Source organism: Streptomyces sp. ACA25 (assembly GCF_028200735.1).
GTDB lineage: Bacteria > Actinomycetota > Actinomycetes > Streptomycetales > Streptomycetaceae > Streptomyces.
In genome coordinates this window covers 189,317-205,734 of the sequence record NZ_JAQKPV010000003.1, presented here as the reverse complement: position 1 = coordinate 205,734, position 16,418 = coordinate 189,317, and the positions used below count along the sequence as shown (strand labels likewise).

Sequence of the window (16,418 nt, the reverse complement as noted above, 5' to 3'; positions counted from 1 at the left end):
CGGTACCGGGCCCTGGCCCGATGCCGGTGCCCGGGGTTCACTGCGGGAAGCGGTGGGTGCCCTGCGGGGTGACCGCGGCGTGCACCGGGCAGTCGTGCGGCTCCTCCGGGAGCTCCCCGACCACCTCGTGCGCGTACAGCAGGGCGATCAGGGCGGGGTTCGCGCCCGAGGCGGCCAGCCGGGCCAGCGCCCGGTCGTAGGACCCGCCGCCGCGGCCCATCCGGACCCCGCGCCGGTCCACCGCGAGCCCCGGCAGCACCACCGCCTGCGCCTGCGTCACCGCCTCCACGCCCAGCCGCTCCCCGGCCGGCTGGAACAGCCGGATCCGCCCGTGGTCGGCCTCCACCAGCCGGTCCGCCCCCTCGTACGCGGCCCAGTCGAGGTCGTCGTCCGGCAGCAGCACCGGCAGCAGCACCCGGACACCCCGCTCGCGCAGCGCCGCCAGCAGCGGCTCGGTACCGGGCTCGCGCCCCACCGAGACGTAGGCCGCGACCGTGGCCGCCCCTGCCAGCTCCGGCAGCTCCAGCACGTGCCGGGACAGCTCCTCCGCCGCCTGCGTCACCTCGTCGTCGGCCATCGCAGCCCGCACCGCCAGAAGATCCCGGCGGACCTCCTGTTTCCGTGTTCCGATCTCGTCCACAGCTGCCGCCGGCTCCCTTCGCCTCAACCTCGCCCATACCCTGCTGTACGTGCGGAAAGTACATCGCCCCGGGATACCAGGCGGATAAGGTGACCGCCATGACGTCACCACGCTCCCGGATCAGCAAGGCTGTCATTCCCGCTGCCGGGCTCGGCACGCGCTTTCTGCCCGCGACGAAGGCCACGCCCAAGGAGATGCTGCCGGTCGTCGACCAGCCTGCGATCCAGTATGTGGTGGAAGAGGCGACCAGCGCCGGGCTCACCGATGTGCTGATGATCACCGGACGTAACAAGCGGCCGCTGGAAGACCACTTCGACCGGAACTACGAGCTCGAGGAGACGCTGCGGCGCAAGGGCGACGAGAGCCGCCTCTCCCGCGTCCAGCAGTCCAGTGAGCTCGCCACCATGCACTACGTCCGGCAGGGCGACCCCAAGGGCCTGGGCCACGCCGTGCTGTGCGCGGCCCCGCACGTCGGCGAGCAGCCCTTCGCCGTGCTCCTCGGTGACGACCTCATCGACCCCCGGGACCCGCTGCTCACCCGCATGACCGCCGTGCAGGAGCAGCACGGCGGCAGCGTCGTCGCCCTGCTCGAGGTCGACCCGGAGCAGGTGCACCTCTACGGCTGCGCCGCCGTGGAGCCCACCGGGGAGGACGGTGTGGTGCGGGTGACCGGCCTGGTGGAGAAGCCCGAGCCGGGCGAGGCCCCCAGTAACTTCGCCGTCATCGGCCGGTACGTCCTGGACCCGGCCGTCTTCGGCGTGCTGCGCCGCACCGGTCCCGGCCGCGGTGGCGAGATCCAGCTGACCGACGCCCTGCAGAGCATGGCCGAGGACCCCGGCATCGGCGGCCCGGTGCACGGCGTGATCTTCCGCGGTCGCCGGTACGACACGGGCGACCGGGGCGACTACCTGCGCACGATCGTCCGGCTGGCGTGCGAGCGTGAAGACCTCGGCCCCGACTTCCGGGCCTGGCTCAGCACATACGTGAACGAGGAGATGCGGACCCTTGACTGACATCTGGTCCGTCGACGAACACCTGGACGACATCCTGCGGGCCGTCCGCCCGCTCGACCACCTGGAACTCCAGCTCTTCGACGCCCAGGGCTGCGTCCTCGCCGAGGACGTCAGCGTCCCCGTCGCGATGCCGCCCTTCGACAACAGCTCGATGGACGGCTACGCCGTCCGCACCGCCGACGTGGAGGGCTCCTCCGAGGAGTTTCCCGCCGCGCTGACGGTCGTCGGAGACATCGCGGCCGGCAGCGGCAGCCTGCCGGCCGTCGGCCCCGGGGAGGCGGCCCGCATCATGACGGGAGCCCCGCTGCCGCCCGGGGCCGAGGCGGTCGTTCCCGTCGAGTGGACCGACGGCGGCACCGGCGGCGGTCCCGCCGAGTCGATGACCGCGCACAGCACCGCCCCCGGCGGCACCGAGGTCCGGGTGCACCGCCCGGCCGTGGCCGGAGCCCACATCCGGACCCGCGGCAGCGACATCCCGGCCGGCACCGTCGCGCTCACCGCCGGCACCCTCCTCGGCGCGCCGCAGATCGGGCTGCTCGCCGCGGTCGGCAGGGCCACCGTGCTGGTCCGGCCCCGGCCGCGCGTCGTGGTCGTCTCCACCGGCAGCGAGCTCGCCGAGCCCGGCACGAAGCTCGGCCCCGGACAGATTTACGACTCCAACGGCTACACCCTCACCGCCGCCGCCCGCGAGGCCGGAGCCGTCGCTTTCCGGGTCTCCGCGGTCGCCGACGACGCCGCCACCCTGCGGGCCATCCTCGAGGACCAGCTGATCCGGGCGGACCTCCTCATCACCAGCGGAGGCGTCAGCGTCGGCGCCTACGACGTCGTCAAGGAAGCCCTCAGCGACATCGACGACCTTCCCGGAGGGGTGGAGTTCCGCCGGCTCGCCATGCAGCCCGGCAAGCCACAGGGCTTCGGGCTGATCGGCCCCGACCGGATTCCGCTGCTCGCGCTCCCCGGCAACCCCGTCAGCTCCTACGTCTCCTTCGAGATGTTCGCGCGGCCCGCGCTGCGCGCCATGGCCGGGCACGCCGAGCTGCACCGCCCCCGCGTCCGGGCCCGCCTGGTCGCGGACACCCCGCTGACCTCACCGCCGGGGAAGCGGCAGTTCCTGCGCGGCAGCCACCGCAACGGCACGGTGCGCCCGGTCGGCGGCGCCTCCTCCCACCTGATCGCGGCACTCGCCCAGGCCGACTCCCTGATCGTCGTCCCGGAAGAGGTCACGGAGGTCGAGCCCGGCACCGAACTGGAGGTCGTCCTGCTCCACCACGCACGCTGACCGCCCACGCGGCCGGTACAGCCCGCCCCGTCCGCCCCCTTCGCCCCGCCGCACCGTCCGCTCGTCCGCGGGGCGGCGCGTTCCGGGGACGGCTCCCGGTACCGTAGTCCCCCATGAGCAGCCCGCATCTGACCCATCTCGACGATTCCGGGGCCGCCCGGATGGTCGACGTGTCCGCCAAAGCCGTCACCGCACGCACCGCTCGCGCCACCGGACGGGTGCTGGTGGCCCCCCGCGTGGTCGAACTGCTGCGCGGCGACGGGATGCCGAAGGGAGACGCGCTGGCTGTGGCCCGGATCGCGGGCATCATGGGTGCCAAGCGGACCCCTGACCTGATCCCGCTGTGCCACCCTCTCGCGCTCTCCGGCGTGCAGCTGGACCTGTCGGTCACCGACGAGGCGGTGGAGATCGCCGCCGCCGTCCGCACCACCGACCGGACCGGCGTCGAGATGGAAGCCCTCACCGCCGTCACGGTCGCGGCCCTCACCGTCGTCGACATGATCAAAGCGGTCGACAAAGGCGCCGTCATCAGCGACATCCGCGTGACCGAGAAGACCGGCGGCAAGTCCGGCGACTGGAGCCGTGAGCCATGACCGAGCCGCCCCACCCGCAGGCGTCCTCCTCCCCTCACCCTGGCTCCGGCCGTGCCCCGGCCGGCGGATACCGCGCACTGGCCGTCACCGCCTCCAACCGGGCCTCCGCCGGTGTCTACCAGGACACCGGCGGCCCGCTGCTCGTGGCGGCCCTGCGGAAGCTCGGGTTCACGGCGGAGGGCCCCGAAGTGGTGCCCGACGGTGAGCCCGTGGAGGCGGCGCTGCGCGCGGCGGTCGCGGCCGGCTACGACGTCGTGCTCACCACCGGCGGGACCGGGCTCTCCCCGACCGACCTGACCCCGGAGATGACCCGCCGGGTCCTCGACCGGGAGGTGCCCGGCATCCCCGAGGCGATCAGGGCGGCGGGGATGGCGAAGGTCCCCACCGCCGCGCTTTCCCGAGGGCTTGCCGGCGTCGCGAGCGGTACGCTGATCGTGAACCTTCCCGGCTCCGCGGGTGGGGTGCGCGACGGCCTCGCTGTGCTGGAGCCCCTGTTGCGGCACGCCGTCGACCAGATCCGGGGCGGCGACCACCCGCGCGAGGACTCCCCGGGGAGCGCCCCGACCGGCAGCGGTACCGCAGCGGACCGCACATCCCGAAAACCCTGATGAACCAGCACTGGCCAGTGGAGCTGGCGGACGGCGACATCGCCCTCCGCCCCATAAGGCAGCGCGACCACCGCACCTGGCGCGAGGTCAACCAGCGCAACCGTGAGTGGCTGCGCCCCTGGGAGGCGACGGTTCCGCCCCCGCCGCCAGGTCACGTCCTGGGGCGGCGGCCCACCTACCGGCAGATGGTCCGGCACCTGCGGCACGAGGCCGAGGCCGGCCGGGCGCTGCCGTTCGTCGTCACCTACCGGGGCCGGCTCGCCGGCCAGCTGACCGTCGCGGGCATCAGCTGGGGTTCCTTGCGCTCGGCCCACATCGGGTACTGGGTGGACCGCGCCGTCGCCGGCCGCGGGGTCATCCCCACCGCCGTCGCCCTGGTCACCGACCACTGCTTCCGCACCGTCGGCCTGCACCGGCTGGAAATCTGCATCCGGCCGGAGAACGGTCCGAGCCGCCGGGTGGTGGAGAAGCTGGGGTACCGCGAGGAAGGTCTGCGCCCCCGGTATCTGCATATCGACGGGGACTGGCGCGACCACCTGGTGTTCGCGCTGACCGCGGAGGAAGTGCCGCACGGACTGCTGGGCCGCTGGCACGAGCGCCGAGCCGCCGGGCAGCGGTACAGCCCAGAAATAAAATGAATGTTCGAATATTCGGAGTCGGCACCATAACAATCCGAAGAAATATCCGGACAGCTGGCCCGAACGCGCGACACACCGAGCAATTTGGCAGATGCAGCCGCGCAAACCCCTCTACCGTGTGAGCGTGAGCAGCAGTGGCCTCATTTTCGCAATGATCGTCGGGGCCTGGGCGGCGTACCTCGTGCCGATGTGGCTCCGCAGGCAGGACGAGCTGAACGACGCCCGTCCGACCGAACGCTTCAGCACCGCCATCCGGCTGTTGTCCGGACGCGCGGCGATGGAACGCCGGTATGCCAAGGACGCGGAGCGCCGGGCGAAGCGCGCCGAGGAGGCCGCGGGCGACAGGGAAACCCTGGACACCGCGACCGTCCTGACGGTCGATGACGGCGAGCCGGACGTCGCGGACGTCCGGTCCTTTGCCGAGCCCGTGACCGAGGCCACCCCCCGCCGTCCACCCATGGAGTCCAGCACCGCGGCAGGGCGGAACAAGCGGGCCAAGGTGCTGGCCCGCCGGCGCCGTACCACCATGGTGCTGTTCCTCGCCTTCGCGTCCGGCGGGATCTTCACCGCCGCCGCCGGCCCGTCCTTCCTGTGGGTCCCGGCCGTCCCCGCGGTCCTGCTGAGCGCCTACATCATGCATCTGCGCAAGCAGGAGCGCCGCCGGTACGCCGTCACCATGGACCGGCGGCGGGCCGAGGAGGCCGCCCGCCGGCTGCGGGAACGTACCCAGCACACCCCGGTGGGCGAGTGGGCCGAAGGCACCGGGCGCGAGGAGTGGGCGGGGAGCGGCGACCGGGACGCCTGGGCCGGGCCGGACCGGGACACCGGGCCGGACCGGGGGGCTGTCGTCGTCGCGGCGGAGCCGGTCCCGACCCCGACCGAGGACCGGAAGGCTCTGGTGGAGCAGACCGACCACGCCGAATGGGTCGACCAGCAGCGCCGCCGGACCGCCCCGCCCGGCGAGGGCCCGGAGGGCTGGGACCCCGCCCCCGTCCCGCTGCCCACCTACGTCACCGCCCCGGTGGCACCGCGCAGCAGCCGCGGCGTCGACCTGGACGGCCCGGACGCCTGGAGCGCCGCCCGTTCCACCCCGGCGGGCACCCCGCAGTCCCCGGTCCCCGCGCAGCAGCAGTCCTCGCAGGACCCGTCCGCCCGCGGTCCGCAGCGCACTCCGCTGTTCGACCAGTTCGCCGAGGACGACCGCCCCCGCGCGGCGGGGGAGTAGCTGCCACGCCCGATGACCGGCGGATAGGGATTTCGGTCCGCCGGTCCCCGGGTGCTAGAGTTTCCTCGGTGCAAGGGCCTGTAGCGCAGTTGGTAGCGCACCTCGTTCGCAACGAGGGGGTCAGGGGTTCGAATCCCCTCAGGTCCACCGCACGGCTCTCCTGAGTCAGTTCAGGACAGTTCATGAGATCCCGCCCGGTCATGACGACCGGGCGGGATCTCGTCGTTTCCGGGCTCGACGGGAGGCCTGGGCGCGGGTGGTGGGGGTGAGTCAGTGATCGGCGGGGAGCATGCGGAATGCGGTGAGTCCGGGGGCAGCCGGGTGATCGCGCGGTAGTCGCGTTGATCAAGTGTGAGGATGCGGTCCGTCTTGTACCGGTCCGCGAGTACGACGCCGCGCCCCCAGGTCGAGCCGCAGGTGCACGAGGTGGTCGAGTTCGGTGATGGCCGGGGGAGAGGACAAGAACTTCCCGGTCAACGATGTCCAGGGCGTCACGATGCTCACGCTGCGCGGCGTCGAAAGCGGCGAAAGGGCGGACGTGTCGGCAACGATGATCAACGGCGCGCCGACCGTTCCTTGATGTGCTCGTGGAGCGCTCATCCATCGCTTCGGCGGTCAGTGCTCGGCCGCCGTCGAAGACGGGCAGTGCGCGGCCACGCCGAGGACGCGTCGAGTGCTCAAGCGGCATGGTGATGCCCCGCCGGATGAGCTCCGCCTTGCTGACGCCGGTAGTCGCGGCCTCGGCGTCCAGCCGCACTTCCAGCTCCTCGGGAAGGTGGACGCTCGTCTCCGGGCGACCGGAGGGGGGCGCTCCACTTATCTCCGCGCGACCCGTTGACGACCTGCCTCCCAGCCCTTAACGTCCGTTCCTAACGTTTCGGGAGTCGCCCGAAAGTTTCGGGACAGTCGATCGATCAACATGAGGGACCTCCGATGAGATCCGTCCGTACCATCACCGTCGCAATTGCCGCCGCCGCGCTGGCCGTTCCGCTGGCAATGTCCACGGCCACGGCCGAGCCGCCGGCCGACCACCAGGCCGCGCCGCACTCCAACGCCAAGTTCGACCGCCTGCGCTGGGCCGCCCCCGAGGGGTTCTACGTGGGCACCGCGGTGGCCGGCGGCGGTCACCACCTCTCCCAGGACTACCCGGACCCGTTCACCTCCGACAAGAAGTACCGGAAGATCCTGGGGCGTCAGTTCAACTCGGTCTCCGCCGAGAACCAGATGAAGTGGGACTTCATCCACCCCGAGCAGGGCGAGTACCGCTTCGAGGAAGCCGACGCCATCGCCGACTTCGCCGAACGCCACGGCCAGGTCGTGCGCGGGCACACGCTCCTGTGGCACAGCCAGAACCCCGAATGGGTGGAGGAGGGTGACTTCACCGAGGAGGAGCTGCGCGCCATCCTGAAGGACCACATCGACACCGTGGTCGGCCGCTACGCCGGCCGGATCCAGCAGTGGGACGTGGCGAACGAGATCTTCAACGAGCAGGGGGAGCTGCGCACCGAGGAGAACATCTGGATCCGTGAGCTCGGCCCGGAGATCGTCGCCGACGCTTTCCGCTGGGCGCACGAGGCCGACCCGGAGGCGAAGCTCTTCCTCAACGACTACAACGTGGAGGGCATCAACGCCAAGAGTGACGCGTACTACGAGCTCGCACAGGACCTCCTCGCGCAGGACGTGCCGGTGCACGGCTTCGCCGCACAGGGTCATCTGAGCATTCGCTACGGCTTCCCGGGCGACCTGGAACAGAACCTGACCCGCTTCGACGAGCTCGGGCTGGAGACAGCCATCACCGAGATCGACGTGCGCATGGACCTGCCGGAGAGCGGCAAGCCCACCAAGGCGCAGCTGAAGCAGCAAGCCGAGTACTACCAGCGCGCGCTGTCGGCCTGTCTGGCCGTGTCGGAGTGCAACTCCTTCACGATCTGGGGCTTCACCGACAAGTACTCCTGGGTCCCGGTGACCTTCGAGGGAGAGGGGGCCGCCACGGTCATGACGGACGACTTCGTCCGCAAGCCCGCCTTCTTCGCCCTGCAGTCCACCCTGAAGGAAGCCCGTAAGGGCTGACAACCCGCCCGTGGGCGCGTCCCGCCCGCCCGCAGCCGTCTGCGGCGGGCGGGACGTCCGGGGCTCGGGCGTCGAGGGCTCGGGGTCGCGCAGCTGAGGCGGGCTGACGGCAATCCGGTTCCCCGGCCCCGTACTTCATTCCCCCCATACAGTGCGGTGAGCGGGGAGCGCGGTGAACGGGCGGGTCGCTTCTCTCCCCAAACCTTTTCGTGGAGGCCCGCCCCCGTTCCGGAGGCAGCAGTGAAGCTCCCTGACATGTCGCGCCGTGCGCGCCTCACCGCCCATGGTGCCGTCTCCACGTCCCTGGCCTTGCGCAGTGATCGCGCCCTGCACGCACTCGTGGAGACGGCGACCCCGACCGGGGCCGGCATCGGTGGGAAGTCGGCCCTGATGGAGGTCGCCGGAACCCCGGTCTTCGTGAAACGGGTGCCCCTCACCGATCTGGAGAGGCAACCCGAGCACCTCCGGTCCACGGCGAACCTCTTCGAGCTGCCCGTCTTCTGCCAGTACGGCATCGGCGGGCCGGGCTTCGGGGCCTGGAGAGAGCTCGCCGTGCACACCATGACGACGAACTGGGTGCTCGCGGGGGACCACCAGGGTTTCCCCCTGATGTATCACTGGCGGGTGCTGCCGGACTCGACGCCCCTGCCCGAGGAACTGTCCGACATCGAACGGGCCGTCGCCTACTGGGGCGGCGGAGCGCAGGTGCGCCGCCGGATCCAGGGGCTCCAGCAGTCCTCGGCGAGCGTGGCGCTGTTCATGGAGTACATCCCGCAGAACCTGCACCAGTGGCTGGGCACCCAGGTCGAGGCAGGCGAGGAGACCACCAACCGGGCCTGCGCCATGGTGGAGAAGGACCTGGAAGCCGGAACCTTGTTCATGAACGCCCGCGGGCTTCTGCACTTCGACGCGCACTTCGAGAACATCCTCACCGACGGCCGGCGCCTCTACTTCGCGGATTACGGCCTCGCCACCTCCTCCCGCTTCGAGCTGTCGCAGGAGCACGCCGACTTCTTCGACCGGCATCAGACCTACGACCGCTGTTACACCGTCACCTGTCTGGTCAACTGGCTGGTCACCGCTCTGTACGGATACCGGAGGGAGGACCGGGAGGGCCGCTGCGCGCTGGTGCGCGCCTACGCTCAGGGCAAACGACCCACGGGCATTCCGGAGCAGGCCGCGGCGATCCTTACCCGTCACGCCCCGATCGCCGCCGTGATGTCGGAGTTCAACCGTGCTCTCCAGCAACGGAGCCGGCAGACCCCGTACCCGCTGGAGGAGATCCGCCGGATCGGCGGTACGTACAGTTCATGCGTCGGCTGACCGGGCTGCCGAGGCAGCTGACATCTGCCGCACGGCAGGTCGCGCCGGACCGGGGGTGGTTCAGCGGGCGAACCAGCGCTGGGGAACGGGGGCGGTGTTCTCGTAGATGTGCTTGGTCTGCCGGTACTCGGCCAGGCCGTCGTGGCCGAGTTCCCGGCCGATTCCGGAACGTTTGAAGCCGCCCCATTCGGCCTGCGGCAGATAGGTGCCGAAGTCGTTGATCCACACCGTGCCGTGCCGCAGCCGTCGCGCCACCCGCTCGGCGCGGGCGGTGTCCCTGGTCCACACGGCACCGGCGAGTCCGTACTCGGTGTCGTTGCCGATCTCGACCGCGCGGTCCTCGTCGGAGAAGCGCTCCACGGTCAGGATCGGCCCGAACGTCTCCTCCTGGACGAGGCGCATGTCCCCCGTGCAGTCGTCGAACACGGTCGGCCGGTAGAAGAAGCCGTCGCGCAGTGCCGGGTCGTCCGGGCGTCTGCCGCCGGCGACGAGTGTCGCGCCCTCCTCGCTCCCGAGCCGCACGTAGGACTCGACCTTGGCCAGGTGCTCGGCGGAGACGAGTGGGCCGCTCTCGGTGTCCGGGTCCAGCCCGTTGCCGAGCCTGATCCGTTCGGTGCGCGCGACCAGCTCGCCGACGAACTCGTCGTGCACCGTGTCCTCCACGATCAGGCGGGTGCCCGCTGAGCACACCTGTCCGGCGTGCAGGAAAGCGGCCATCAGGGCGTAGTCGACCGCGGCATCGAGGTCGGCGTCGGCGAACACGATGTTGGGGTTCTTGCCGCCCAGCTCCAGGGCGATGTTCTTCACCGTGCCGGCCGCCGTGCGCATGAGGGACCTGCCCGTTTCCAGCCCGCCGGTGAAGGACACCAGGTCCACGTCCGGGCTGTCCACCAGTGGCGCTCCCGCTGTCGCCCCCGCGCCGAGCACCAGGTTGACCACCCCCTCGGGCACGCCGGCCTCCTCGATCAGCTCGACCATCCGGAGGGCGCTCAGCGGGGTGAGCTCGCTGGGTTTGAGCACCATGGTGTTGCCCGCGGCCAGCGCCGGCGCCACCTTCCAGGAGGCCTGGAGCAGCGGATAGTTCCACGGAGTGATCATCGTGCAGACGCCGACCGGTTCGTGGACCACCCGGCTGCGGACCCGGGGGTCCCCGGTCTCGACCGTCCGGCCCGACTCCGTCCCCGCCAGGTCTGCGTAGTAGTGGAACACCGCGGTCACGTCGTCGACGTCGATCCCGCCCTCGACGAGCGTCTTGCCGGTGTCCAGGGTTTCCAGCCGGGCGATCATGTCCCGGTCCCGCTGCAGGTGTTCCGCCACCCGGTGCAGCAGTTCGGAGCGTTCCCGGGGGGTCCAGGCGGACCACTCGCCCTCGTCGAAGGCGGTGCGTGCCGCGGCGACGGCCGCCCGGGCATCGGCCTCGTTGCCCTCGTCGACGGTCCGGACCACGGACTGGTCGTAGGGATTGACGATGTCGCGGGTGTCGCCGCTCGACGAGGCCACCCACTGCCCGTCGATGAACAGACTGGACGTGACAGGTCCTCTCCCGTGTGCGCTGCCGTCCCCTGTGAGCCGGACGCGACCGCACCGTGCTGCGATCCAGACATTTGCCTCTTAAGGGTAGATACTGCGCAGTGTCGAATGCACGCGCAAGCCGAGGAGAACGGCATGGGCCAAGCGGAGTACGACTACATCATCGTCGGGGGAGGCTCGGCAGGCTGCGTGCTGGCCAACCGGCTGAGCGCGGACCCGGGCAACCGCGTGCTCATGCTGGAGGCGGGCCGGCCGGACTACCGCTGGGACATCCTCACGCACATGCCGGCCGCGCTGACCATGGTCATCGGCAACCCCCTGTACGACTGGCGCTACGCCTCCGAGCCGGAGCCGTTCATGGGCGGCAGACGCATCAGCCACGGCCGCGGCAGGCTGCTGGGCGGATCGAGCTCCATCAACGGAATGATCTTCCAGCGCGGCAACCCGCTCGATCTGGAGCGCTGGGCCGCTGAGCCCGGCATGGAGACCTGGGACTACGCGCACTGCCTGCCGTACTTCAAGCGGATGGAGCACTGCGTCGCCGGTGCCGACGAGTGGCGCGGTCAGGGCGGCCCGCTGTGGCTGGAACGCGGGCCGGCGACCAACCCGCTGTTCCCCGCCTTCCTGGAAGCGGCACAGCAGGCCGGACACACGCTGACCCCCGACGTCAACGGATACCGGCAGGAAGGCTTCGCGCCCTTCGACCGCAACATCCGGAAGGGCCGGCGGTGGTCGGCCTCCCGCGGCTACCTGGACCCGGTCCGCGACCGCCCCAACCTCACCGTGCGGTGCTTCTCCCCGGTGGACCGGGTGATCTTCGAAGGGAAGCGGGCCACCGGGGTGATCTACCGGCGCTTCGGCAAGGCCTACCGGCGGGCCTTCGGCGGCGAGGTGATCCTCTGCGGAGGGGCGATCAACACGCCGCAGCTGCTCCAGCTGTCCGGTATCGGCAACCCTGACGAGCTCAGGCCGCTGGGCATCCGCACGGTGCAGGCTCTGCCCGGGGTCGGGGAAAACCTCCAGGACCACCTCGAGGTATACGTGCAGCACGCCTGCAAGCAGCCGGTCACCCACACCCCGGCGGTCAAGGCGCGCAAACGGATCCCCATCGGCCTGGAGTGGATGCTGTTCCGCACCGGAACCGCGGCGACCAACCACTTCGAGGCCGGCGGATTTGTGCGCGGCAACGACGAGGTCGACCACCCGAACCTGATGTTCCACTTCCTGCCCATCGCGGTGCGCTACGACGGCACCCCGGTGGACGCCGAGCACGGCTACCAGGTGCACGTCGGGCCCATGTACTCCGACGTCCGCGGGACCGTCAAGATCACGTCCAAGGACCCCCGGGTCCACCCGGAGCTGCGCTTCAACTACCTGTCGACGCCCAACGACCGCAAGGAGTGGGTGGAGGCGGTCCGCACCGCGCGGGACATCCTCTCCCGGCCCGCCCTCGACGAGTACGACGCGGGCGAACTGTCGCCCGGCGCCGAGGTCACCACGGACGACGAGATCCTCGACTGGGTCGCCCGCGACGCCGAGACCGCGTACCACCCGTCCTGCACCGCCCGGATGGGCGTCGACGACATGTCCGTGCTGGACCCCACGTCCCTGCGCGTGCACGGCGTGGACGGGCTGCGGGTGGTCGACGCCTCCGCGATGCCCCGCATCACCAACGCCAACATCTACGCGCCCGTGATGATGCTCGCCGAGAAGGCCGCCGACCTCATCCTCGGCAACACCCCGCCGGCGCCGTCCACCGCCGCCTTCTACCGACACCGCACACAGGAGACGCAGGACCGTGTCCAGCGACCGTGAACGTGACGCAGTGACAGCGGAGACCGCACCGGCAGCGGAGGGCGCACCGTCCGGGGACAGCCGGCTCAAGCCCGTCGTCTTCGCCGGCTCGTCAGCGCTGATCCTCGCCCTCTCGATCTGGGCGATCATCACGCCGGGAGGCGCCGAGAACACCATCGGTGTGGTCGTCGGATGGATCTCCGAGGGCTTCGGCTGGTACTACTTCCTGGCCGCCACCCTGTATCTGCTGTTCGTGCTCTTCGTGGCGGTGTCCCGGTACGGAACCATCAAGCTGGGCCCGCAGCACTCCACCCCCGACTACGGGCTGTTCGCCTGGGGAGCCATGCTGTTCGCGGCGGGCATCGGCATCGACCTGATGTTCTTCTCCGTCGCCGGGCCCGTCAGCCACTACTTCATGCCGCCCGAGGGCGAGGCGCAGACCGTGGAGGCAGCCCGGCAGGGCGTGGTCTGGACACTCTTTCACTACGGCATCACCGGCTGGGCGATGTACGCGCTGATGGGGATGGTGCTGGGCTTCTTCGCCTTCCGCTACCGTCTCCCGCTGGCCATCCGCTCAGCGCTCTACCCGATCATCGGCCGCCGCATCCACGGCCGGATCGGCGACGCCGTCGACCTCGCGGCCATCATCGGCACGGTGTTCGGCATTTCCGTATCCCTCGGCATCGGCGTCGTGCAGCTGAACTACGGCCTCAACTTCCTCTTCGGTATCGAGGAAGGACTCGCCGCCCAGATCGGCCTCATCCTGGTCGCCGTCACCCTGGCCACGGTGTCCGCCGTGGCCGGGATCGACCGGGGCATCCGGCGGATGTCCGAGCTCAACATCGTGCTCGCAATCATCCTCATGCTGTACGTCATGCTCGCCGAGGGGCCGGTCCGGCTGCTCAACAGCCTCGTCCTCAACATCGGCGACTACGCCAGCCGGTTCCCCGGCATGACGCTGAACACCTTCGCCTACGACCAGCAGCCCGAATGGCTCAACGCCTGGACCCTGTTCTTCTGGGCCTGGTGGATCGCCTGGGCGCCGTTCGTCGGGCTCTTCCTGGCCAGGATCTCCCGCGGCCGCACCATCCGGCAGTTCGTGTCGGCGACCCTGATCATCCCGTTCCTCTTCACCCTCACCTTCCTCTCCGTACTGGGCAACAGCGCCCTGGCAGTCGTGCGGGACGGCGACACCGCGTTCGGCGAGACCGCCATGGACAACCCCGAACAGGGCTTCTACGGGCTGCTCGCCCAGTATCCCGGAGTCACCTTCAGCGCCGGGCTGGCCACCGTCGTCGGACTCCTGCTGTATGTCACCTCCGCCGACTCCGGTGCGCTGGTGATGGGCAACCTGTCCTCGCACCTGCGCACCCCGCTCACCGACGCCGCCCCCTGGCTGCGCATCTTCTGGGTGTCCGTGACCGGGCTGCTCACCCTCGCCATGCTCATCGTCGGCGGTGTGGACGCGCTGACCAACGCGACCATCATCATGGGCCTGCCGTTCTCGTTCGTCATGTTCCTCATCATCGGCGGCCTCTACAAGGCGTTGCGAAGCGAGCAGATCCGGGTGGCCGCCTCGACGGCCACCCTGCCGCTGTCACTGTCCGGGCGTACGCACCGCGGCCCGGCGGGGGAGCGGCACTGGCGGCAGCGGCTCGCCCGGGCCATGAGCTTCCCCAGCCAGGACGCGGCCGTCCCGTTCGTCGACGACGTGTGCCGCCCGGCCCTCCAGGAGGTCGCCGAGGAACTGCGGGCACACGGCGGGGAGGCGTCCGTCACCGAAGGCCACGACGAGGAAGCCGGACTCCCCTACCTGGGCCTGCGGGTGCCGATGGGGGAGAAGGAAGAATTCCTCTACCGGGTCTGGCCGGTGGTGCGCCCCGCCCCCACATTCACCAGACGGCCGGTCACCCGCAGGGACACGTACGTGCGGTACGAGGTCCACCTCGCCGAGGGCAGCCAGAGTTACGACGTGATGGGCTACACGAAGGAGCAGCTCATCGGCGACATCCTCGACCAGTACGAACGCCACCTGGAGTTCCTGCGCATGCACCGCGAGGCCAGCGCCCGCTCAGCGCTGCCCGACTACCGCCCCGACATGGCCGGCCCGGAACCCTCGGACGAGGACCGCTGACTGCGCGGCGCCCAGGTGCCCCCGGAACGAGGCCCGGGCGGGGCAACCGGCATGCTTTCCGTGCGGCGACAGGAGAACGACGGTGCCTGTTGATGTCGTACTCGTAGACGATGTCCTCGATGCTCTCGCCGGCTTCCCAGTGATCGGCCACCGGTCTTACCGGAACCCGGTTGGCCGCGATGACAGGCAGCCCGTGTCCGAATCCCGGATCGATGACGACCGGAACCCTGTCCGGGTACTGCCGCAGCTGGGGGCTCGAAGGGAAGTCGTCACCCGCCTCCCAGCTGACAGAGTCGCTCAGTGCTGATCCGATCCCTCAGCCCGTACCGGCGGCGAGTGCCTCGCCGAGCGGGGTGCGGCGGTAGAGCACGGACCGTCCCGACCGGGCGCGGACGAGCAGTCCCGCGTCTCGCAGGATGGCGAGGTGGTCTCCTACCGCGCCGGGTGTCATGGCGAGGCTTCGGGCGAGGTGGCTGGTACTGGCCGGGGCGTCCAGCGCCAACAGCAGCCGGGCTCGGGACCGGCCGATCAGAGCGGTCAGCGTGTCCGGTCGGGGGACGGTCTCCTGGTCGCCCCACAGGGCGGCGGTGCCGCGGGCACGATAGACCAAGGTCCTGGGCCAGGGCCAGGGGTCTGCCAGGTGGGCGGCGATGTTCGCGACGAAGACCGAAGGGATCAGCAGGAGTCCGTCGCCGGCGAGGCGGACTGGTTCGACGTGGGAGAAGTGGCCGATCTCGATACCGCCGGCTTGCCAGGTGATGCTCGGGTGCAGGCTCTCGATGGCCGTGACCCATCCGTGTTCGCCGGTCGTACCCACCCGGTGCACGCTGACCCCGGGTCAGAGGGAGCCCGGGGATGCACGGGGAGGATCCGCAAGCCGAGATCCCGCAGGGGTCTCAGGACGTAGGCCTCGCCACAGCCACCAACGGTACCGAGGGCTGCCCGGGACGCACCGGCTCCCCGCGGTGCACAGGTGGCGCGCCTGCTGCTCCAGTTCCTCAGCACCAAGGGCTGCACCCGCTGGAGAATCGCTTGAAGGCGGCCTGGGTACCCGGTCCGGCGATTCCGTCGATGGCGCCGGTGTAACCCCAGCTCTTCTTGAGCAGGCGTTGCAGCGCCTTCACCGTTCCGCTCCCCACGATGCCGTCGATCGCTCCGGTGTAGCCCCAGTGCTCTTTGAGGTTTCGTTGGAAGGCCTTCCAGCTGTTGGTGCCCAGCTGCCCGTCGAGCGCGCCGGTGTAGCGCCAGTTCGCCTTCAGCCAGCACTGAACGTGCCTGGCCTGCGTAGTGCTCAGGCCCAGGTTGACCACCGCGAGCGGGACGACCTTCTCAGCGCTCGCCGCAGGCTTCGAGGCCGCGGGCGCCGCGAAGCTGACGCTCGCCGTCGTGAGGCTTCCGGCCACGATCGCAGTGAGGGCGGTGAAACTGACGAGTGTCCTGGACAAAGCCTTCGGTCGCACGTGTTTCCCCATTCAGTCGCAGAGCGGTGCCTGACCGCACTGATCCTCGATGTGCGTCGATGTGCGTCGATGTGCGTCGAGGCGGCTTCGGCACGATGTGCGGGCGTGATG

General features: G+C 70.5%; 15 protein-coding genes, 1 tRNA gene and 2 pseudogenes. 12 read left to right on the top strand and 6 right to left on the bottom strand.

Annotated features, from left to right (window positions below; translation table 11 throughout):
• Positions 1 to 37: 37 nt before the first annotated feature.
• Entirely contained in the window at positions 38 to 640 is a 603-nt protein-coding gene (locus PJ985_RS07075; protein WP_443033432.1) for a 5-formyltetrahydrofolate cyclo-ligase, read from the bottom strand.
• A gap of 98 nt (positions 641 to 738) precedes the next feature.
• Here PJ985_RS07075 and galU point away from each other — a divergent pair, with 98 nt between their 5' ends.
• From galU to PJ985_RS07035, 8 genes are all read left to right on the top strand, one after another.
• Positions 739 to 1,653, top strand: a complete 915-nt coding sequence (gene galU, locus PJ985_RS07070) for a UTP--glucose-1-phosphate uridylyltransferase GalU (RefSeq protein WP_271682713.1) — start codon at positions 739 to 741, stop codon at positions 1,651 to 1,653.
• Positions 1,646 to 2,932, top strand: coding sequence for a molybdotransferase-like divisome protein Glp (gene glp, locus PJ985_RS07065; RefSeq protein ID WP_271682712.1), 1,287 nt, complete (start codon positions 1,646 to 1,648; stop codon positions 2,930 to 2,932). The genes galU and glp overlap by 8 nt, the downstream gene beginning before the upstream one ends.
• 113 nt (positions 2,933 to 3,045) lie before the next feature.
• Positions 3,046 to 3,525 (top strand): cyclic pyranopterin monophosphate synthase MoaC, encoded by a 480-nt coding sequence (moaC, locus tag PJ985_RS07060; protein WP_271682711.1) that lies wholly within the window; start codon positions 3,046 to 3,048, stop codon positions 3,523 to 3,525.
• Positions 3,522 to 4,133, top strand: coding sequence for a MogA/MoaB family molybdenum cofactor biosynthesis protein (locus PJ985_RS07055; protein ID WP_271682710.1), 612 nt, complete (start codon positions 3,522 to 3,524; stop codon positions 4,131 to 4,133). The genes moaC and PJ985_RS07055 overlap by 4 nt, the downstream gene beginning before the upstream one ends.
• The gene (locus PJ985_RS07050; protein WP_271682709.1) at positions 4,133 to 4,771 is read left to right on the top strand and encodes a GNAT family N-acetyltransferase; all 639 of its coding nucleotides are present in this window, start codon (positions 4,133 to 4,135) and stop codon (positions 4,769 to 4,771) included. Before PJ985_RS07055 ends, PJ985_RS07050 begins: the two co-directional genes overlap by 1 nt.
• Before the next feature lie 124 nt (positions 4,772 to 4,895).
• Positions 4,896 to 5,996 (top strand): divisome protein SepX/GlpR, encoded by a 1,101-nt coding sequence (sepX, locus tag PJ985_RS07045; protein WP_271682708.1) that lies wholly within the window; start codon positions 4,896 to 4,898, stop codon positions 5,994 to 5,996.
• 74 nt (positions 5,997 to 6,070) lie between these two features.
• Positions 6,071 to 6,143 (top strand) — tRNA-Ala (locus tag PJ985_RS07040).
• A gap of 295 nt (positions 6,144 to 6,438) precedes the next feature.
• Complete coding sequence (locus PJ985_RS07035; protein WP_271682707.1) at positions 6,439 to 6,576, top strand: hypothetical protein; 138 nt, start codon at positions 6,439 to 6,441, stop codon at positions 6,574 to 6,576.
• Here the strand turns inward: PJ985_RS07035 and PJ985_RS07030 are convergent.
• A pseudogene (locus tag PJ985_RS07030) lies at positions 6,551 to 6,753 on the bottom strand (CopG family transcriptional regulator). The gene PJ985_RS07035 and the pseudogene PJ985_RS07030 sit on opposite strands and share 26 nt — an antisense overlap.
• Before the next feature lie 176 nt (positions 6,754 to 6,929).
• Between PJ985_RS07030 and PJ985_RS07025 the strand changes: the two are divergent.
• On the top strand, positions 6,930 to 8,066 hold the full coding sequence (locus PJ985_RS07025; protein ID WP_271682706.1) for an endo-1,4-beta-xylanase: 1,137 nt from the start codon (positions 6,930 to 6,932) through the stop codon (positions 8,064 to 8,066).
• Between the two features lie 255 nt (positions 8,067 to 8,321).
• Positions 8,322 to 9,389 carry a protein kinase family protein gene (locus tag PJ985_RS07020; protein WP_271682705.1) on the top strand — a complete coding sequence of 356 codons (1,068 nt, stop codon included), beginning with the start codon at positions 8,322 to 8,324 and terminating at the stop codon, positions 9,387 to 9,389.
• A gap of 60 nt (positions 9,390 to 9,449) precedes the next feature.
• Here the strand turns inward: PJ985_RS07020 and PJ985_RS07015 are convergent, their stop codons facing one another.
• A complete protein-coding gene (locus tag PJ985_RS07015) occupies positions 9,450 to 10,889 on the bottom strand; it encodes an aldehyde dehydrogenase family protein (protein ID WP_271682704.1) in 1,440 nt (479 codons plus the stop codon).
• Between the two features lie 165 nt (positions 10,890 to 11,054).
• Between PJ985_RS07015 and betA the strand changes: the two genes are divergently transcribed.
• Both betA and betT read left to right on the top strand, forming a co-directional pair.
• Positions 11,055 to 12,734 carry a choline dehydrogenase gene (gene betA, locus PJ985_RS07010; protein ID WP_271682703.1) on the top strand — a complete coding sequence of 560 codons (1,680 nt, stop codon included), beginning with the start codon at positions 11,055 to 11,057 and terminating at the stop codon, positions 12,732 to 12,734.
• Entirely contained in the window at positions 12,718 to 14,847 is a 2,130-nt protein-coding gene (gene betT, locus PJ985_RS07005; RefSeq protein ID WP_271682702.1) for a choline BCCT transporter BetT, read from the top strand. The genes betA and betT overlap by 17 nt, the downstream gene beginning before the upstream one ends.
• Positions 14,848 to 14,944: 97 nt before the next feature.
• On the opposite strand, the pseudogene PJ985_RS07000 reads toward betT, so the two are convergent.
• From PJ985_RS07000 to PJ985_RS06990, 3 genes and pseudogenes are all read right to left on the bottom strand, one after another.
• Positions 14,945 to 15,061: pseudogene (locus PJ985_RS07000) on the bottom strand (DUF433 domain-containing protein); the annotation flags it as partial.
• Between the two features lie 102 nt (positions 15,062 to 15,163).
• Positions 15,164 to 15,664 (bottom strand): winged helix-turn-helix domain-containing protein, encoded by a 501-nt coding sequence (locus PJ985_RS06995; RefSeq protein ID WP_271682701.1) that lies wholly within the window; start codon positions 15,662 to 15,664, stop codon positions 15,164 to 15,166.
• 181 nt (positions 15,665 to 15,845) lie between these two features.
• Positions 15,846 to 16,319, bottom strand: coding sequence for a peptidoglycan-binding domain-containing protein (locus PJ985_RS06990; RefSeq protein WP_271682700.1), 474 nt, complete (start codon positions 16,317 to 16,319; stop codon positions 15,846 to 15,848).
• Between the last annotated feature and the right edge of the window lie 99 nt (positions 16,320 to 16,418).

Excerpts from the sequence above, each read along its gene's own strand:
- PJ985_RS07025 (WP_271682706.1), top strand. The coding sequence starts at position 6,930 with ATGAGATCCGTCCGTACCATCACCGTCGCAATTGCCGCCGCCGCGCTG.
- PJ985_RS07055 (WP_271682710.1), top strand. The coding sequence starts at position 3,522 with ATGACCGAGCCGCCCCACCCGCAGGCGTCCTCCTCCCCTCACCCTGGC.
- PJ985_RS07035 (WP_271682707.1), top strand. The coding sequence starts at position 6,439 with ATGGCCGGGGGAGAGGACAAGAACTTCCCGGTCAACGATGTCCAGGGC.
- PJ985_RS07050 (WP_271682709.1), top strand. The coding sequence starts at position 4,133 with ATGAACCAGCACTGGCCAGTGGAGCTGGCGGACGGCGACATCGCCCTC.
- galU (WP_271682713.1), top strand. The coding sequence starts at position 739 with ATGACGTCACCACGCTCCCGGATCAGCAAGGCTGTCATTCCCGCTGCC.
- PJ985_RS06990 (WP_271682700.1), bottom strand. The coding sequence starts at position 16,319 with ATGGGGAAACACGTGCGACCGAAGGCTTTGTCCAGGACACTCGTCAGT.
- PJ985_RS07020 (WP_271682705.1), top strand. The coding sequence starts at position 8,322 with ATGTCGCGCCGTGCGCGCCTCACCGCCCATGGTGCCGTCTCCACGTCC.
- moaC (WP_271682711.1), top strand. The coding sequence starts at position 3,046 with ATGAGCAGCCCGCATCTGACCCATCTCGACGATTCCGGGGCCGCCCGG.
- betA (WP_271682703.1), top strand. The coding sequence starts at position 11,055 with ATGGGCCAAGCGGAGTACGACTACATCATCGTCGGGGGAGGCTCGGCA.